This is a genomic window from Streptomyces yaizuensis (assembly GCF_034961445.1).
In the GTDB taxonomy this organism is placed as follows: domain Bacteria; phylum Actinomycetota; class Actinomycetes; order Streptomycetales; family Streptomycetaceae; genus Streptomyces; species Streptomyces yaizuensis.
The window spans coordinates 44,599-62,458 of the sequence record NZ_BSBI01000006.1 but is presented as its reverse complement, the minus strand read 5'-3'; the positions used below and the strand labels follow the sequence as shown (position 1 = coordinate 62,458).

General features: G+C 73.1%; 13 protein-coding genes and 2 tRNA genes. 3 read left to right on the top strand and 12 right to left on the bottom strand.

Going from position 1 to position 17,860, the window contains the following annotated elements:
* Positions 1-66: 66 nt before the first annotated feature.
* Positions 67-579 carry a hypothetical protein gene (locus SYYSPA8_RS16080; protein ID WP_323447863.1) on the bottom strand — a complete coding sequence of 171 codons (513 nt, stop codon included), beginning with the start codon at positions 577-579 and terminating at the stop codon, positions 67-69.
* A gap of 267 nt (positions 580-846) precedes the next feature.
* Between SYYSPA8_RS16080 and SYYSPA8_RS16075 the strand changes: the two genes are divergently transcribed.
* On the top strand, positions 847-1,689 hold the full coding sequence (locus SYYSPA8_RS16075) for a hypothetical protein (protein ID WP_323447862.1): 843 nt from the start codon (positions 847-849) through the stop codon (positions 1,687-1,689).
* 39 nt (positions 1,690-1,728) lie between these two features.
* On the opposite strand, the gene SYYSPA8_RS16070 is transcribed toward SYYSPA8_RS16075, so the two are convergent.
* From SYYSPA8_RS16070 to SYYSPA8_RS16035, 8 genes are all read right to left on the bottom strand, one after another.
* Complete coding sequence (locus tag SYYSPA8_RS16070) at positions 1,729-2,508, bottom strand: TetR/AcrR family transcriptional regulator (protein ID WP_323447861.1); 780 nt, start codon at positions 2,506-2,508, stop codon at positions 1,729-1,731.
* A 348-nt stretch (positions 2,509-2,856) separates the two neighbouring features.
* Positions 2,857-4,380 carry an MFS transporter gene (locus tag SYYSPA8_RS16065; RefSeq protein ID WP_323447860.1) on the bottom strand — a complete coding sequence of 508 codons (1,524 nt, stop codon included), beginning with the start codon at positions 4,378-4,380 and terminating at the stop codon, positions 2,857-2,859.
* Between the two features lie 109 nt (positions 4,381-4,489).
* Positions 4,490-5,242: a response regulator transcription factor gene (locus SYYSPA8_RS16060; RefSeq protein WP_323447859.1), complete on the bottom strand. Its 753-nt coding sequence runs from the start codon at positions 5,240-5,242 to the stop codon at positions 4,490-4,492.
* Positions 5,243-5,329: 87 nt separating this feature from the next.
* Positions 5,330-6,292, bottom strand: coding sequence for an amidohydrolase family protein (locus SYYSPA8_RS16055; RefSeq protein WP_323447858.1), 963 nt, complete (start codon positions 6,290-6,292; stop codon positions 5,330-5,332).
* Positions 6,276-6,623 (bottom strand): antibiotic biosynthesis monooxygenase family protein, encoded by a 348-nt coding sequence (locus SYYSPA8_RS16050; RefSeq protein ID WP_323447857.1) that lies wholly within the window; start codon positions 6,621-6,623, stop codon positions 6,276-6,278. Before SYYSPA8_RS16050 ends, SYYSPA8_RS16055 begins: the two co-directional genes overlap by 17 nt.
* 59 nt (positions 6,624-6,682) lie before the next feature.
* On the bottom strand, positions 6,683-7,561 hold the full coding sequence (locus tag SYYSPA8_RS16045; RefSeq protein WP_323447856.1) for a DUF2797 domain-containing protein: 879 nt from the start codon (positions 7,559-7,561) through the stop codon (positions 6,683-6,685).
* Positions 7,562-8,024: 463 nt separating this feature from the next.
* Positions 8,025-8,100 (bottom strand) — tRNA-Arg (locus tag SYYSPA8_RS16040).
* A gap of 193 nt (positions 8,101-8,293) precedes the next feature.
* Positions 8,294-8,387 (bottom strand) — tRNA-Ser (locus SYYSPA8_RS16035).
* 268 nt (positions 8,388-8,655) lie between these two features.
* Between SYYSPA8_RS16035 and SYYSPA8_RS16030 the strand changes: the two genes are divergently transcribed.
* Together SYYSPA8_RS16030 and SYYSPA8_RS16025 are read left to right on the top strand one after the other, a co-directional pair.
* A complete protein-coding gene (locus tag SYYSPA8_RS16030) occupies positions 8,656-9,096 on the top strand; it encodes an SSI family serine proteinase inhibitor (protein ID WP_323447855.1) in 441 nt (146 codons plus the stop codon).
* Between the two features lie 204 nt (positions 9,097-9,300).
* The gene (locus SYYSPA8_RS16025; RefSeq protein WP_323447854.1) at positions 9,301-13,959 is read left to right on the top strand and encodes a PAS domain-containing protein; all 4,659 of its coding nucleotides are present in this window, start codon (positions 9,301-9,303) and stop codon (positions 13,957-13,959) included.
* 122 nt (positions 13,960-14,081) lie between these two features.
* On the opposite strand, the gene SYYSPA8_RS16020 is transcribed toward SYYSPA8_RS16025, so the two are convergent.
* The 3 genes from SYYSPA8_RS16020 to SYYSPA8_RS16010 all read right to left on the bottom strand — a co-directional run bounded on the left by SYYSPA8_RS16020 (position 14,082) and on the right by SYYSPA8_RS16010 (position 17,821).
* Positions 14,082-15,728, bottom strand: coding sequence for a long-chain fatty acid--CoA ligase (locus tag SYYSPA8_RS16020; RefSeq protein ID WP_323447853.1), 1,647 nt, complete (start codon positions 15,726-15,728; stop codon positions 14,082-14,084).
* Positions 15,729-15,937: 209 nt separating this feature from the next.
* The gene (locus SYYSPA8_RS16015) at positions 15,938-16,522 is read right to left on the bottom strand and encodes a SigE family RNA polymerase sigma factor (protein ID WP_323447852.1); all 585 of its coding nucleotides are present in this window, start codon (positions 16,520-16,522) and stop codon (positions 15,938-15,940) included.
* Between the two features lie 180 nt (positions 16,523-16,702).
* Positions 16,703-17,821, bottom strand: coding sequence for a DUF1906 domain-containing protein (locus tag SYYSPA8_RS16010; RefSeq protein ID WP_323447851.1), 1,119 nt, complete (start codon positions 17,819-17,821; stop codon positions 16,703-16,705).
* Between the last annotated feature and the right edge of the window lie 39 nt (positions 17,822-17,860).

Below are 17,860 nucleotides of genomic sequence, written 5' to 3'. Positions count from 1 at the left end.
GATCGGATCTGGCGACCGCGCGAGATGCGCGAGATTTCACGGGACGGACGGGACGGGCCGGACCCGTCAGGGAACTCTCACCGGCCCGGGCCCTTCACCCGTGGCCGGGGGCTTCCCGGGCTCGCGGACCTTCGCGGACTCGCGGACCTTCGCGGACTCGTCGGTCCTCACCGGCTCGTGGGTGTAGAAGACGTAGCACGCCGCCACCAGCATCGCCCCGGCGAACATCAGCCCCATCCCCGCCGAACGCAGAATGCTCGCCCCGGTCAGGCTGTGCAGGAACCCGATCGCGATGCCGCACAGCGCGGCGTACCCGAAGCCCCGCAGCTCCTTCGGGATGGTGTGCTGGATCCGGCCGAAACCGTAGGCGAGGGCCGCGAAGATCAGGCCGGCGACCACGCCGTACAGCACGTCCCCCCAGCCGACGGCCTCGCCGGTACGGCGCAGGAAACCGGCGTAGAAGCCGAAGAACGCGCCGAGCAGCACGGGGATCACCCAGCTGCTCGCACTCGTCCGCGTCCCCGTCCCCGTCGACGTGTGCCGGTGGTGGCGGACGGGCGCCGTCGCATGTGTGGCCATGTCCGGGGCTCCTTCCCTCGGGACCGCCCCCGCTCCCTCCCCTGGTGCTCCTCCCAGGGCACACCCGCCGACAGGGCCCGGCAACTCGAACGGCCGTCCGGACCGGCGGGCGGTCCGACCGGCGATCCGGTGCGCGATCCGGTGCGCGATCCGGTGCGCGATCCGGTGCGCGATCGGCCAGCGGTCCGTCGGCAGTGCGGTGGGGACGCGCCGCCGGTCGGCGGAGCAGCGGTCGCGCCCCGCCCCACCCCCCTCTTTCCTGGAGAGGTGCACAGACTCCGGCCGGCCCTGTCGGCAGTGCTGATCGCGCTCGTGGCCCTGCTGACGCCGCTGAGCGTGCTCGCCGTCTGGGCGGAACGGGAGATCGGCGACACCGACGGCTATGTCACCGCGATGGCCCCGCTCGCCTCCGACCCGGCCGTCCGGGGCGCGGTCGCGGACCGCATCACCGAGGAGGTGTCCGGGCCGAACGGCCTGGGCCCGCTCTCGCCCGACGCCCGGGCGCTGGTGCACGACGCGGTGCTGTCCTTCGCCGGGACCGACGCGTACCGCACCGCGTGGGACACCGTGAACCGGGCCGCGCACACCGCCGTGGAACAGGCCCTGACCAGCGGCGAAGGCGATACGGCGAGCATCGACCTGGCCCCGGTGAGCGAACAGGTCAAACGCCGGCTCAGCCTGGACGGGGTCCCCTTCGCCGATCAGATCCCGGTGGTGGGCGCGCGGATCACCGTGGTGGAGTCCGACGGTCCGGCGGCGGTACGGGAGAGCTTCGACGCGCTCCAGGCGGCGGGGGTACGGCTGCCGGTGCTCACCCTGCTGACCGTGGGGGCGGCCCTGCTGCTCGCGCCCGGGGCGCGGCGCGGCCGGCTCGGGGTGGGGCTGGCCCTGGCGGCGGGCGGGCTGCTGCTGCGGCTCGCGGTGGCGGCGGGCCGGGCGCTGACCCTGGACGACCTTCCGGCGGACGTGGACCGGGCGGCGGCGGACGCCGTCTTCGACGCGCTGACGGCGACCCTGAGGACGGTGTCGTGGTGGCTGCTGGGGGTGGGGCTCGCGGTGGCGGCGTACACGGCCAGGCAGGGGCGGGCCGAAGCCAGGGACAGAGGCTAGCCAGGGACAGAAGCCGGAGACAGGTACCTAGCGTTCCGATTAAAGTTCCCGCTCCCGCTCCCGCTCGACCATCGCTTCGATGCCCACGATCAGCAGCTCCAGCGCGTACCCGAAGTCCTGGTCGCGCATCTCCGGAACGGTCTCCCCGCCCCGCGCATCCATGATCTCCGAGGAGCTGGCGGCATACGCCCTGAGCTGCGGATGCTCGGTCATCGTGCCCATCGCCTCGCGGAAGTACTCGTCCTGGCTGACCCCAGCCGACGCGCAGCGCGCGATGAAGTGGCCCTCGATCGTGCCGAACCCGTACACGAACTGGAACACCGCCGACAGCCCGCCCATCTGCCCATGCGCGGGCAGCTGCGCGTTCCGCATGACCTGTTGCACGGCGAGCGAGAAGGCCAGCGAGTTCGGCCCGATGTTGAGGAAGGAACCGACGAGCGGGGAGACCCAGGGGTGGCGCACCAGCAGCGCCCGGTACTCGCCGGCCAGGGTGCGCAGTTGCTCGCGCCACTGGTCCGCCGGGCCGGTGTCCGGCAGCCGCATGGTGCCGAAGGCGGTGTCCAGGGCCAGTTCGAGAAGGTCGTCCTTGGTGTCCACGTACCAGTAGATGGACATGGCGGTGACGTCCAGCTCGGCGGCGAGCCGCCGCATGGAGAACCGGGCCGTGCCGTCGGCGTCCAGCAGCCGCACCGTCGCCTCGATGATCTTGGTGCGGTCGAGTCCGGCGGGGTGGGCCTCCTTGCGGCTCCGGCCCGTCCGGTCCTCCGTCCATACGCTGGCCCGCGCCGGGCCCTTCGCACGGTCGGCCGCACTCACCATCGCGCCACGCTCCTCGCTGGTTGCCTTCGGACGGGGCGGATGCCTCCGTACCGCACGGGGCGTACGGTACGGCCGGCGGCGACGCCACCCGGGGCGAAACGGCGGCGTACGAGCCGTACCGGACCGCCGGGAGGTCGTCCCGGCCCGCACATGCGCCGCGTCCGCCACATCCAGCGCGCATCCGGCGCACATCCGGCACATCGAAGCGGGTACCTCTGCCCGTCTCGATGCTATGCGGTCGCACGGGCGGGCGAACGCGCGGCCGGGCCGGGCCACGACGGCGCCAGACCTTCGGACCGGCCCATCCAGTCCGCGCCGTCGGTCAGGCCTTCGGGTCAGGCCTTTCGGTCAGGCCTTCCCTTCCACGCCGCCGGGCGCCCCCGCCTGCTGCTCCGCGCGCCGGAGCAGCAGGGCCGCGAGCAGACCGCCCGCCAGCACCGCGACCGAGCCCACCAGCTGGCTCGTCGCGAGCCCCGAGGCGAAGCCGTCGGAGATCGTGCGGGCCTCGTCCGGGCCGTCGGCCGCCGCCAGCGCGGCGGGCAGCGAGGCCGCGCCCGCGATCCCGGGGACCAGCGCGGCGAACCGGGAGTTCAGGACCGCGCCGAGCACGGCGACCCCGAGTCCGTTGCCGAACTCCGCCAGGGTGCCGTTGATCCCGGCGCCGACGCCCGCCTTCGCCGGCGGGATGGCACTCATGATCGCGTTGGCCATGGCGGGCGTGGCCAGGGCGATCCCCACACCCATGATCACCAGGCCGAGGAACATCCCGCTGTAGTCGTCCCGGCCGAGCAGCGCGATCGCGGCGAGTCCGGCGGCGACCGCCGCCATGCCGACCGCGATGGCGGCGGGCGTCCCGATCTTCGGCAGCAGCCGGGGGCCGAGTCCGGAGAAGTTGAGGGCGACGATCGTCAGCGCGAGCGGCGCGGTCCGCAGCCCGGCGTCGAGGGGCCCGTAACCGAGGACGAACTGGAGGTGCTGGGTGAGCAGGAAGAGCGAACCGCCCATCCCGAACGTCACCAGGATCGCGCCGGCGACCGCCCCGACGAACGTACGGTTCCGGAAGAAGTGCATGTCCAGCATCGGGTACGGGATCCGCAGCTCCCACAGCACGAAACCGGTCAGCACCGTCACGCCGACCCCCGCCGCGAGCAGCACCTGGCCGGAGGTCCAGCCGTGTTCGGGGCCGGAGATGATCGCGTAGACGACGGACGTCATACCGATGGTGGAGAGCAGCGCCCCGAGCAGATCGGGCCGGTCGCCCTGCGGGTTCTTGGACTCCGGTACGAGGGTGATCACCGCGAGGAGGCCGAGCGCGGCGACGGGGATGTTGATGAGGAAGATCGCGCCCCACCAGAAGTGGTCGAGCATGACGCCGCCGATGAGCGGTCCGGCGGCAAAGCCGAGGGAGTTGACCGTCGACCAGAGGGCGATGGCCTTGACCCGCTCGCTGTCGTCGAAGATCTGGACCACGACGGCGAGGGTGGTGGTCATCAGCAGTGCCCCGCCGACGCCCATGCCGGCGCGGGCGGCGATCAGCTGGGCGGACGACTGGGCGAGGCCGGCGGCCAGCGAGCCGATGCCGAACAGCGCCAGACCGGCGATCAGCAGCTTCTTCCGGCCGTAGCGGTCGGCGGCGTTGCCGGCCGTCAGCAGCAGACCGGACTGGACCAGCGAGTAGGCGTTGATCATCCACTGGATGTCGGTGGCGGAGGCGCCCAGCTCCCGGTTGAGGGAGGGGATGGCGACGCTGAGGACCGTGTTGTCGAGCAGCACGGTGAGCTGCGCGAGACAGATGACGCCGAGGATCAGCCAGCGCTGTGGGTGGCGGCCGTCGGCCGGGGCCGGCGTCGTGGCGGTGGTCGGCACCGACATGGCCGGCTCCTTGTGCGGTGTGGGGGACGGTACTTCTACACCGTACAAGTGTCGCTATACGCTGTATAGCAATTATTGGGCGCTCAGGTCGTCCCGGCGACTGCCCTCCTCATCCCGTCGGCTGCTCGCCGGGCTTGATCAGATAACCGGCGCCCCGCCGGGTGTGGATCATCGGCGGGCGGCCCGCGTCGATCTTCTTCCGGAGGTACGAGACGTACAGCTCGACCACGTTGGCCTGGCCGCCGAAGTCGTAGGACCAGACCCGGTCCAGGATCTGCGCCTTGCTGAGCACCCGCCGGGGGTTGCGCATCAGATAGCGCAGCAGCTCGAACTCGGTCGCCGTCAGATGGATCGACTGGCCGCCCCGGCAGACCTCGTGGCTGTCCTCGTTCAGCGTCAGATCCCCCACCGCGAGCAGGGAAGCGCTGCGGGCGGCGGGCGCGGCACCGGCGCGGCGGATCAGCCCGCGCAGCCGGGCCACGACCTCTTCGAGGGCGAAGGGCTTGGTGACGTAGTCGTCGCCGCCGGCGGTGAGACCGGCAATCCGGTCCTCGATGGCGTCCCTGGCCGTCAGGAACAGCACGGGCACCTCCGGCCGCTCCCGCCGCAGCCGCCCCAGGACCGCCGTCCCGTCCATGTCCGGCAGCACCACGTCGAGCACCACCGCGTCCGGCCGGAACTCCCGCGCCACACGCAGCGCGCCCTCCCCGTCCGGCGCGCTGCGCACCTCCCACCCCTCGTACCGCAGGGTCATCGACAGCAGCTCGCTCAGCGCCTGCTCGTCGTCCACCACGAGCACCCGGACGGGGGCGCCGTCCGGCCCGAGCATCTCAGTACGCCCCTGGGGCGAGGTCGCGGTCATGCCGGCCACTCTGTTCCCCGGCCCTGAAAGCGACCTTGCGCGAGCCTGTGAATTCCCTGAGAAACCCACGTCCCGCCGCGCCCGCCGCTACTCGTCGCCACCCGCCGCTATCCGCCGCTGTCCGTCCATCCGGAACAGCCGGGCGGCGTTGTCGTGGCAGACGGCGCGGAGCCAGTCGTCGCCGAGGCCGAGCGCTTCGAGGGCGTGGAGCTGATGGACGTACGGATACGGGATGTTGGGGAAGTCGCTCCCCAGCAGCACCCGGTCGCCCAGCGCGGCGAGCCGGGGCCGCTCCGCCGGCGGGAAGGGCGCCAGCCGTTCGCTGAAGTCGGTGCAGGCCATCGTGGTGTCGAGGTGCACCCCCGGATGGCGCTCGGCCAGATCCAGGAAGTCGGTGTACTCCGGCATCCCCAGGTGGGCGACCACGATCAGCAGCCGGGGGTGGCGGGCGAGCAGCCGCGCCATGGGGCCGGGGCCGGTGTGCCTGCCGGGCACGGGGCCGGAGCCGCAGTGGGTGACGACCGGCACCCGGGCATCGGCGAGGAGCCCCCAGACGGGGTCGAGCGAGGGGTCGTTGGGGTCGTAGGCGCCGACCTGAAGGTGCGCCTTGAAGACTCGTGCGCCCCGGTCGAGGGCGGTTTCGACGTAGTCGGCGGCGCCGTCCTCGGGGAAGAAGGTGGCGGTGTGCAGACAGTCGGGGGTACGGGCGGCGAAGTCGGCGGCCCAGCCGTTGAGCCAGGCCGCCATGTCGGGTTTGTGCGGATAGATCATGGCGGTGAAGGCACGGACCCCGAAGGCCCGGAGGAGGCGTACCCGCTTCTCCTCGCCGTGGCGGTAGGTGATGGGCCACTCCAGGCCGGTGAGGGGGCCGGCGGCGTCGAAGTAGGCCCACACCTTGTCGAGGACGGGGCGGGGCATGAAGTGGGTGTGGATGTCGACGAGCCCGGGCAGCGCGAGCCGCCGCCAGAACTCGCCTACCTGCTGTACCTCGTCACCCGCGTTCTCATCACTCGCGTTCTCATCACCCGTGCTCTCACCGCTTGCGCTCAAAGGAGTGGCTCCGCTCCACGCATCCGACATGCAGGCTGTACCGCTCGTACCAGCGCTTGATCCCGGTCCGCTGGGCGGCCCGGTGCTCCAGATTCTGCCGCCAGACGGCGATGGACTCCTCGTCGCGGAAGTAGGCGACGGTGATGCCCAGCCCGCCGGGGTCGGCGGCGTGCTCGTACCCGAGGAACCCGGGTATCTCGCGGACGAGTTCCTCCAGATGGGCGGCGGTCTCCGTGTACCCCTCGGTGTCCTCGGTGAGGACGGAGGTGAAGACGACGGTGTAATAGGGGGGTTCGTGGGCGGGCACGGGGCGGACGGTGTGCTGGCTCATCCGGCCAGCGTGCGCGGCGCCGATGACCTTGTCCAAGCGTTTTATCCGGCCGCCCTGTCCTAGAAAAGACCGTCCTGGGCGGTGCCGGTGGCGCCGACACCGAGGTCGGCGGTGGGTACGGAGAGCGGGGCTCCGGGGTCGGCGCCGACGAGGGACCAGCCGGACAGGAGCCGGGTGTCGAGGACGACGACCTCGCCGTCGGCGGTCCGCAGATGCAGATCGGGCCCGGCGACGGCGAGCAGGGTCCCCGCGACGGCACCGCCGTCGACGAGTTCCCGGACGACACGGGTGGCGCGGGACAGCCCGGCGAGACCGAACACACCGGCATGGTCGACGGGTTCGTACGGCAGCGGCTCCAGGGTCTCGGGCCACCCCTCCAGCGCACGGGCCCGCCGGTGCGCGTCCCCGACCTCGGCGGCCCGCTCGCCGGCACCGGCGGGCAGGTCCGCGCGGACGGCCCGCTTCTCCGCGTACGGAATCCGGTCCGGCACCCCGAGCGAACGGCTCAGCAGCTCCTCGGTCCGGCGCGCGGCCATCAGCGGACCGCGCCCGAGCCAGCTGAAGACGACAGCCCCCTGCTCCAGCAGCCGGGCCGGGCCGCGCTCCTCGGCCGTGATGCCGACCTTGGCCATGCCGGGGCCGAACCAGGCGAGATAGACGCGGTAGACCCGGGGGTCGTCGGCGATCGTGTCGGCGGCGACGGAGTGCGCCCGGTCCAGCCGCGCGCACTCGGCGCACCGCGCCTGGGTGACCCGCCCGCCGACGGTCGCCGCCAGGGGACAGACATGGCCGCGCGCCCCGACGCAACTCCGCTCACCCTCCGCCCGGAAGCCCAGCGTCCGCCCGGTCGTGAGCGGACTGACCCGCCCGCCTTCCCAGCGCAGAACGGCCAGCCGCGTCCCCTGCGGCCATCCGATCCCGGAGCACCGCCATGCCATACGTACCTCCGGGCGCACTGCCGATCCAACCAGCCGAAAGCGGCGACAGTACCCGAGCCCTCGGCCCCGCCCCGGCCTCGTACACCGACTTCCGGCCGTTCCTGATCCGACCGCTCCCTGGGGATCCGCGCCACGACCCGGGCACTTCCACGGTATGCCCCTGGCCGAATCTCTACGTTCCCCCGGCACCTCGCCGGACGCAGCCCTTCCGCTACGGAAGCCTCCGCCTTTCGGCCGCCGCGGCTGCCGTACGGAGCTGCTCGCCCGCACCCTGCTCCGCGCGCTCCCGGGCACCCCGGGCACCGACCTCCGCCCCGCGCCCATTCCATTACCGACGGTCACTGTCGGGGAAGAGCCCGGCACCGGGCGACGGAGTGAAGACCAAGGAGGCCGGGAAGCGGGGAAGCCGGGAAGCACGCGCATAACGCGAGAGGCCCCGGAAGATCTTCCGGGGCCTCTCGGCTGGTGCACTCGGCAGGATTCGAACCTGCAACCTTCTGATCCGTAGTCAGATGCTCTATCCGTTAAGCTACGAGTGCTTGTGCTTCCCGGGCTTTTCTGCCTGGTCGGCGTTGCGGGAACAACATTACATGACCTGCGCCGTCACGCGAAATCCATTGCTCAGACCGCCTCTGACCTGCGGAAACACGATCTGCGCGGGGTCTGCGGAGCGGCCCGCCGCCGGATGCGCGAAAGCCCCGGGCGGGTGGCTCGGGGCTTTCGTGATCTTGCTGGCGGAGGCGGAGGGATTTGAACCCTCGATGGGCTTTAAGGCCCAAACCGCATTAGCAGTGCGGCGCCATAGACCGGACTAGGCGACGCCTCCAGCACCCCGCGCAGCCGCGCGGTGTGTGCAGATGATGACACAGTCAGGCTCCGTGTCACCAATTCCTTGCCCACGGTACTAGGTGCCCCGGCCACAGGGCAAAGCCCGGGGCCGGGGCGACACGCCCGGGGAAAGTGGGGCGGGGGTGAATCGAGAGGGCCCGGTTTCGCGTGGGGCGAAGGCGCAACGGAGGCGGGTGTGCCGCGTTAGACGGGGTGGCGGAGGACGCTCCGCCCGGACCGTGTCCGCCTCGTGTCAGGAGCCTCCCATGCTGCGCCGTCTCGCCCTCGCCGCGACCGTGTCCGCCGTCGCGCTGGCCACCGCCACGCCCCTCGCCGGAGCGATCCCCCTGCCCCCTCCCGGCGGCCCTGAGCAGGCCCGTGACCAGCTGACCCTCGTGGTCTCCGAGAGCGGGAACGCCCGGACCGACGGGCGGTACGAGCTGTCCTGCGGCCCGGTCGGCGGCACGCACCCCGACCGGGAGGCCGCCTGTGCGCGGCTGGACGAGCTGGCGTGGGCCGGGGAGGACCCGTTCATGCCCGTGCCCCAGGGCACGATGTGCACCCAGCAGGCGGGCGGGCCGGCCGCCGCGCGGATCACCGGGAGCTGGCGGGGACGGCCCGTGGATGCCGTCTTCAGCCGGACCGACGGCTGCGAGATCTCCCGCTGGCAGCGTTTGGAACCGATCCTTCCGAGCACCCGTTCCTAGGGCCCTGCTCAGGGCCCCGCCCAGGGCCCCGAAACGCCCGATGGTCACCGGGTGTCCACACAACCCCGTGATGAGCTACCCCTCATCCGCCGACCCGCCGTCACCCACTGCCCTAGAATCGCCTTCAGTGACAGCCGGGGACCCGAGGGGCAAGATGGGGCCCGCTTGTCCGCACACGCAGTAGGCCAGGGAGGAACCGTCGTCGTGAGCAGTCGGCCATCCCGGGGCGCTGCTCGCCTCGCAGCCATACTCGACGCCCTGCCTGACGGCCTCGTGCTGGTCAATTGCAACGGCACCGTCGTCAACGCCAACACCATCGCCCTGGAGCTGTTCGAGGCCCCCGGGACCGCGCTGGTCGGCCGTGGAGTGCTCGATCTGCTGCCCGTGTTCGACTCGCGGCTGATCCCCGGCTCCATGCGGCGGCCCGAGGCGACCGACGAGCGCGGCCGGACCCGGGCCACCCGGATGGTCGCGCGGCGCACGGACGGCACCGAGTTCCCCGTCGAAGTCACCAGCGCCGGACTTGAGGACGGCCGGGACGCCTACGCGTCGCAGCACGGCTACACCGGCGACGAGCTGCTGATGCTCGTCGTCCGCGACCTCTCGGGGACCCTGGACACCGAAGCCGAGCTGGCCCGTTCCCAGCGGCAGACCGAGATGATCCTGCGGGCCGCCGCGGAGGGCGTGGTCGGTACGGACACCGACGGCCGCGTGGTCCTCGTCAACCCGGCCGCCGCCCAGATCCTCGGCTTCCGCGCCAGCGACCTCGGCGGTCAGGAGCTGCACCCGCTGATCCTGCACTCCCGCGAGGACGGCAAGCCGTTCCCGTACGCGGAGTCCCCGCTCGCGGACACCCTGCGCTCCGGCCGCAAGCACCGGGTGCGCGGGCAGGTGCTGTGGGCCAAGAACGGTTCGCGGGTGCCGGTCGACCTGACCACCGCCCCGGTAAGGGACGGGGACCAGCTGGTCGGCGCGGTGATGACCTTCACCGACCGGCGGCCGGCCGAGTCGCTGGCCAAGCGTCACGCCGAGGAGCTGGAACGGACCACCGAACGGCTCAACGCCGAACTGGCCGACACGGCCGAACGGCTGAACGCCGAGATCGCGGAGAACGCCGAGCGGTTCGCGGCGGAGCTGGCGGACAAGTCCGAGCGGTACACCACCGAGATCGAGAAGCGCGACGAGCGGCACCAGGAGCTGGCCGCCCGGCACGAGCAGCTCACCGCCGTGCTCGGGGGGTCCCTGCGCGGCCCGCTGGAGGAGTTGCGTACGGAGCTGGGGACGCTCGCCGCCGACCCGGCGGGGCAGCTGTGGCCCGAGGCCAACCAGATCCTGCACCACCTCGCCGCCGGGTACGCCCGGATGACCACGCTCATCGACAACGTCCTCGGCTTCCAGCTGCTCGACACCGGTCAGGAACCCCTCACCAAGTCGAAGGTCCTGCTGGACGCGGTCGTCACGGCCGGCGTCGAGGGCGCGGTCGAGCTGATCGGGCCCGGCCGGGCGCAGTTCGCGGTGCACGCCCCGGCGATCGAGGCCGAGGTGGACGCCGGGCGGCTGGCCACGGCCCTCGCGCACCTGGCGGCGGACGTCGCCGGCGTGGACTCGACGGGCAAGGCCCGGCTGCTGCCCGACGGCGGCTATGTGGACTCCACCGTCGTGGTCGCCGCCGCCCAGCGCGGTGACGTCGTACGGATCGAGGTGCGCGGGCCGTTCGCCGGGGGCGATCCCGTGCACGAGCCCATCGTGCGCGGGATCGTCGAGGCGCACGGCGGGGTGCTCCAGACGCACGAGATGCCCGGAATGAGCGGCAGCGCGTACGTCCTTGAGGTGCCGTTGGGCGACGCTGCGGGCGCTCTCGTACCGGCACCGGAGGCCGTGAGCGGCGGGCCGGCGCCTGCCGTCCCCACCGTCCCCGGTCCCGACGCGGCTCTCCCGGGCGGGCCCGCGCTCACCGGCCCACCGGCCGTCGTGGCCGCCGGCGTGGTCGTCGCGCAGGGGCCGGGGACGGCCCCCGAGACCCTTCCCGAGCTGCTGCCGGAGTCCCTCTCGGAGGCCGGTGAGTCGCTGGAGCAGGACGCTCCGGTCGAGGCCGCCGTGGAGCAGGACGGACCGGTCGGAACGGTCGGCGAGGTCGGACTCGTCGGACCGGGCGTTTCCGTGGAGCCCATGGAGCCCATGGAGCCTGCGGCAGGTGCCGGGAGCGGGCGGCGCCGGGGCCGGCGCAGCTCGACCGACGCCTTCCTGGAGAGCCCCGTCTCGGCGGAGGGTTCCGCGTCGGGCGAGGAGTCCTCGCAGCCCACGGGGCGGCGCAGGGCTGTCACGGCGGCGGACGACACGGCCTCCGTGCCGTCGGTCCAGCTGCCGCCCGCGCGGCCTGCCGACCCCACGGCCGCCGTGCCGGACGCCGGCACCACGAGCGACGGTCCGGTCGGGACCGGGCCGGTGGGCACGCCCAGCGGTGGAACCGGTCGGCGCCGGGGCCGGCCGAGCCCCGCCGAGGGGTCCGCGGCCATCGGGACGGACGAGGAGAACGCCACCGACGCCGTCGTCACGGCGGCGGAGGGCGCGGCCGGGCGTGCCGCGCCGGGCCAGGCCGTACCGCCGGGCGGAGTTCCCCCACAGCCCACGCAGTCTTCGCAGCCCTCGCAGCCGCCGCAGTCTTCGCCGTCGCGGCCCGTGCCGCCGGGTGGCGTCGTACCGCCGCAGGCTCCGCCCGGAGCCCGGGGCCCGCGCCCGGTGTCCCCGCAGGGTGTGCCGCCGCAAGGTGTGCCGCCGCAGCCGGTGGCGCCCGCCGCGCTCGGCCTGCCGCAGCAGAACAGCGGCGGCCCGCAGAACGCCCTGCCCGCGCCGTCGCGCCCGGTGCCGCCGGCCGGCATGCCGCAGCCCCTGTCCCCCAGCACGCCCAGCGCGCCCGGCGCTCCCGGCTTCCCCCGGCAGAGCACCGGTACGCCTCCGGGCGACCGGCCCGTCCCGCCGCACGGCGGGGTGCCCGAGCTGTCCGCCGTGCCCGGCGGTGGCCAGGGCGCGGGGCCGGGCGGGGTCGACGCGCAGCAGGCCGGCCGTCGTACCCGGCGGGCGCTGGCGCCCGCGCCGGTGGAGCCCGCCGAAGCGCCCGGCGGGCCTCGGGTCGCCTTCGCACTGCCGCCCGCCGCAGCCGATCGGATGCCGGTCGCGCGGCCGTCGGCCGGGGCCGTAGACGCCTCGACGCCGAGCCGGCACGACGCCGTACGCATCCCTCCGGGCGCCGACCACACGCCGCCGGAGCACCACCCGCTGCCCACGGGCCGCCGTCGGGGACACCCGGCCGGGCCGCAGGAGGACACCAGCGGCGCGGGCTTCACCGCCGTACCCGACGAGATCGTGCCCGAGGACGCCGGGCCCACCGCCGCCACGGACACCGGGCCCGTCGGCATCGCACCCGCCGGCCCGGCACCCGCTGGGCCCGTACCGACCAGGCCCGTACCGGCCGATGCTGCCGGTGTCGTCGGTGCTGTACGCGAGGACACCGGTCAGGGCGTTCCGCCGAGTGCCCCGGACGCGCGGAGCACCGGTTCCGTCTCGCTGCCGCTGCCCGATCTCGAACCGCCGCACCCGGCCCCCGTGCCGCCCGGTGCCCGGCAGCCGCTGCCGGCCGAGGCCCCGCTGCCCCGGCCGCACCCCGCCGACGGCGGGCAGGGGCGGGCGTTCAGCGTCCGGACACTCGGCCAGGGTGTCCAGTCCGCCGCCCAGCAGACGGGTCCTCAGCAGACCGGTGCCGGTCCCCGCGCGCCCCAGGGCTCCTCGCCCGTACCGGCGCAGCGTCCCGCCCCGGCGGCCCAGCAGACCGGTGCCCAGCAGGCTGGTCCTCAGCAGGCCGGCGCAGGTCAGGCACAGCTGGGTTCGGGGCGTCGGCGCAAGCTGTCCACCCCGCCCGAGGGCGAGCGTCCCGAGCCGGCCGCCCGACCGCAGGGTCCGTCCGTGGCGCAGCCGTCGCAGCCCCATGCCTCCCGGCTTCCCCTGGAGCGTTCCGAGGGCCGGGCGTACGCGATCGGGGCGCCCGACGAGGACGCGGCGGAGGGCCCGGAGCCGCTGGACGGTCCCGGTGGCGCCGTCGAGGTCGCCAACCGGCCGCAGCCGCATCCCGTGGACGACGAACTGCCCCCGGAGCCGCTGGACAATCCGCGCAGGCTGCTGGTCTGGCCCGCGCCCGACGTCTCGACACAGCAGGCGCTGAGCGACCGCGGCTACCGGCCGGTGGTCGTGCACTCCCGCGAGGAGGTCGACGCGCAGATCGCCGCGTTCCCGGCCGCGCTCTTCGTCGATCCGCTGACCGGGCCCATCACCCGTACCGCGCTCCAGTCGCTGCGCCAGGCGGCGGTCGCGGCCGAGGTCCCGGTGCTGGTGACGGCCGGGCTGGGGCAGGCGACCCGGGAGGCGGCCTACGGCGCCGACCCGGCCGTCCTGCTGAAGGCCCTGGCCCCCCGCGACAGCGAACAGCACCCCTCCCGGGTGCTGCTGATCGAGGAGCACGAGGAGATCGCGCTCGCCCTCACCGCCGCGCTGGAGCGGCGCGGTATGCAGGTGGCGCGGGCGGGCGCGGACACGGACGCGGTGACGCTGGCGGCCCAGACACGGCCGAACCTGGTGGTGATGGACCTGATGCAGGTGCGCCGCCGCCGGGCCGGGATCATCGACTGGCTGCGGGCGAACGGGCAGCTGAACCGCACCCCGCTGGTCGTCTACACCTCGGCCGGTCTCAACCGCGCGGAGCTGCCCCGGCTCTCCTCCGGCGAGACCGTGCTCTTCCTCGCCGAACGCTCCACCAGCGCGGAGGTGCAGGCCCGGATCGTGGATCTGCTGGCGAAGATCGGGACGAATTAGCCCGCCGCCGGGCAACGGCTGAGGGCAGTGCACTTGTACTGCCCTCAGCCGTCGATGTTTCACGTGAAACCGACGCTGTCCGTGGCCGGTTCACCGGCTCGGCGACCCGCAGTGCGGACCGTTCAGAGCGTGGTCACGTCCAACTCCCCGTCCGCGTACTGCTTCCGGATCAGCTTCTTGTCGAACTTCCCGACGCTGGTCTTCGGTACCACCGGGATCAGCGTCCACCGTTCCGGCAGCTGCCACTTGGCGATCTTCTCGCCGAGGAAGGAGCGGAGCGCGGCGTAGTCGACGGTCGCGCCGTCCTTGAGGACCACGGCAGCCAGCGGCCGTTCACCCCACTTCTCGTCGGGCACCGCGACGACCGCCGCCTCGGCCACATCGGGGTGGCCCATCAGCGTGTTCTCCAGTTCCTGACTGGAGATCCACTCACCGCCGGACTTGATCACGTCCTTGGCCCGGTCGGTGAGGGTCAGATAGCCGTCGGGGCTGATCACCCCGACGTCGCCGGTCTTGAGCCAGCCGTCCGCGCTGAAGCGGTCCTCGGGCCTGATCGCCTCGGCACCCGCGCCGCCGTAGTACGCACCCGCGATCCAGGGGCCGCGTACCTCCAGCTCTCCGGCGGACGTGCCGTCCCAGGGCAGGATGTCGCCGTTCGGACCGACGAGCCGGGGCTCGACCCCCGTCGGGAACCGGCCCTGCGTGATCCGGTACGGCCACTGCTCCTCCGTACTGAGCCCGGCGGGCGGATGGGCCATGGTGCCGAGCGGGGAGGTCTCCGTCATGCCCCAGGCCTGACAGAGCCGTATGCCCAGCTTGTCGTACGCCTCCATGAGCGCGGGCGGACAGGCCGCGCCGCCGATGGTCACGGTCGTGAGGGAGGACAGGTCACGGGGGTGGGCGGTGACCTCGGCGAGCAGCCCCTGCCAGATGGTGGGGACGGCGGCGGCGTACGTGGGCCGCTCCCGCTCGATCATCACGGCGAGCGGGGCGGGCTGGAGGAAGCGGTCCGGCATCAGCATGTTGATGCCGGTCATGAAGGTGCCGTGGGCCAGCCCCCAGGCGTTCACATGGAACTGCGGCACCACGAGCAGCGCGGTGTCCCGGTCGTCCAGGCCCATCGACTCCTGCATGTTCACCTGCATCGAGTGCAGATAGACCGAGCGGTGGGAGTAGACCACGCCCTTGGGGTCCCCGGTGGTGCCGGAGGTGTAACACATGGCGGCGGCGCTGCGTTCGTCCAGCTCGGGCCAGTCGTAGGTGGTGGGCCGGCCGGCTATCAGCTCCTCGTACTCGTGTACCTGCGCTTCGGTGTCGGCGAGCAGCGAACGGTCGCCCGGACCCGACACCACGATGTGCTCGATCGTCGGCAGATGCGGCAGCAGCGGGGCCAGCAGGGGCAGCAGGGAGCCGTTGACGATGACCGCGCGGTCGGCGGCGTGGTTGACGATCCACACCAGTTGCTCGGCGGGGAGGCGCAGATTGAGGGTGTGGAGTACCGCGCCCATGGAGGGGACCGCGAAGTACGTCTCGACGTGCTCGGCGTTGTTCCACATCAGTGTGCCCACGACATCCGACTCGCCGATCCCGAGTTCGTCGTGGAGCGCGTGGGCCAGCTGCGCGGCGCGGCCGCCGATCTCCGCGAAGCTGCGGCGGTGCGGTTCAGCCTCTCCCGTCCAGGTGGTGACCTGGGACTTTCCATGGATCCTGCGTCCGTGCTCCAGAATCCGGCTGATCAGCAGCGGTACATCCTGCATGGTGCTCCGCACGGCGTCCTCCCGGTGGGCGCTAGCGCTACGTGGCAGTAGGGGTGTGCAGATTCTGCGCGCATACCATTTGGTATGTCACTACCTCTGCCCGAGCGCGTGCCACGGATGCCCACTGACCGACCGCCCTTGGCGCCTCCCACCGCCCGTGGCCGGACGGGCCGGGTCTGAACGGGCCGGTCGGAACGGTCGGGACGCGTCAGCGGGAGGTGTCAGCGGACGGGCGCCAGTTCCGGATCTTCGCGGAGCTTGCCCAGCGCCCTCGACACCGCGCTCTTGACCGTGCCCACCGACACCCCCAGCACCTCGGCCGTCTGCGCCTCGCTCAGGTCCTCGTAGTACCGCAGCACGACCATCGCCCGCTGCCGGTCCGGCAGCTTCATCACCGCGCGCCACATGGCGTCGTGCAGCACCTGCTGCTCCGCCGGGTCGGGCGCGGGCACGGTCTCCGGCTCGGGCAGCTCGTCACAGGCGAACTCGTCCACCTTGCGCTTGCGCCACTGCGAGGTACGGGTGTTGAGCAGGGCCCGGCGCACATAGCCGTCGAGTGCCCGGTGGTCCTCGATCCGCTCCCACGCGACATAGGTCTTGGTGAGCGCGGTCTGCAACAGGTCCTCCGCGTCACTCGGATTCGCGGTGAGCGAGCGCGCGGTCCGCAGCAGCACGGGCCCCCGCGCCCGTACGTACGACGAGAACGACGTGTAGCGAGCGTAAGACGCGTACCGTGCGTCGGCCCCGTGCGACTGAGGCGCCGGCAGCGCGGCCCTCGAAGCGTTTGTGCAGACTGGCGTGGTCATGGCCCCACGCTAGGAGCGGCAGTGGAACCTTCGGATCGCCCGGAGGGCCTGAAGACATGTCCGCCTCAGGTTGTACGGCCGGCACCGGCCGCACCTCCTGAAGGTGGACGGGACCCTCAGTGGTGAGGAGCCCGCGTCAGGGATGGCGGGCGGCCCCGGGGGCGCCGGGAAGCACGCCGTTCAACGGTGGATTCTGGCCACGGGGGCGTCCGCGAGGCTCCGTCCCACGGTCAGCCGGTGCCCGCCGTACTCCTCGGTCACCTCTCCCGCGTACTGGTGGATCCGTCGTTTGACCCGCCAGGCGTACGGGTGCAACGCCCGCTCGTCGTACAGCGAGGGCCTGTCGTTCCAGCGGGCGAACCACATCGCCGAGGGCAGGTCACCGGTACCGGCGCGGCGTGCGTGTTCCATGTGCTGTACGCCCGCGTCGGCATGGCTGCGCAGGCCGGGGACGTAGCCGTGGCGGCGCACCTCCCGGTTCCACGCGCGGACGTAGTCGAGGGTGACACCCCCGCATTTCGCGTCGCTCAGGTCGTACGACTTCAGGCTGACGTAGAGGGCGCTGCCCCTGGTGATTCCGAGCGCCCCCGCAGCGCGAATCGCCTCCTGGCCCTCCCTCTCGCCCTGGACGGCGGGAGCGTTTCCGATCACGTCCTGGACCGGTACCGGGGCCGGGGACGCCATCGGGGCCAGGGTCGGGGTCGAGGCCAGGGTCGTGGCCGGGGTCGGGGCCGTGCCGGGTCCCGTCGGTCCCGTCGGCGGCCGACGCGCGGGATCCGCAGGATCCACGGCGGCGGCGGGCGAGCAGGGCGGCTGGGAGCCGGTGAAGAGCGGCAGCACCCTCCAGCCCATGCGGTGGACCCCGGCGACCCAGGACCGGGTGAGCCGGGGCCGGTCCGGGCACTCGCCGGCCCGGCCCGCGTACGGGATGCCGACCGCTCCGTACGGGGACGCCTTCCGCCAGGCGCTCATCACGGCCAGCGCCGGGGCCCGGCAGAGGTCGAAGACCAGGCCCCGGAAGGTCACGGCCGTGTCGGCGGTGGTGTCCGGCAGCGCGTCGGCCGGGGCCTGGGGACGGGTACGGGGGTGGGTGTCGGGGTCCGTGCCCCGGAGGGCGCCGGTCGCCGAGGACGAGGTGTACGCGGCGTCCGCGCGCGGGTCGGGCGGCGGGGACAGCAGCAGTTCGGGGACGCCGATCAGCGCGGTGAGCACGAGAGCGGCGGCGGCCCGGGTGAAGGAGCCGACCCGGCTGGGGGAGCCGGCCCGGGTGGGCGAACCGGCCCGGCGGCGGATGCGCATGGACCGAGTGAACGTCCTGCCCGGGGCCCCGGCCAGCGC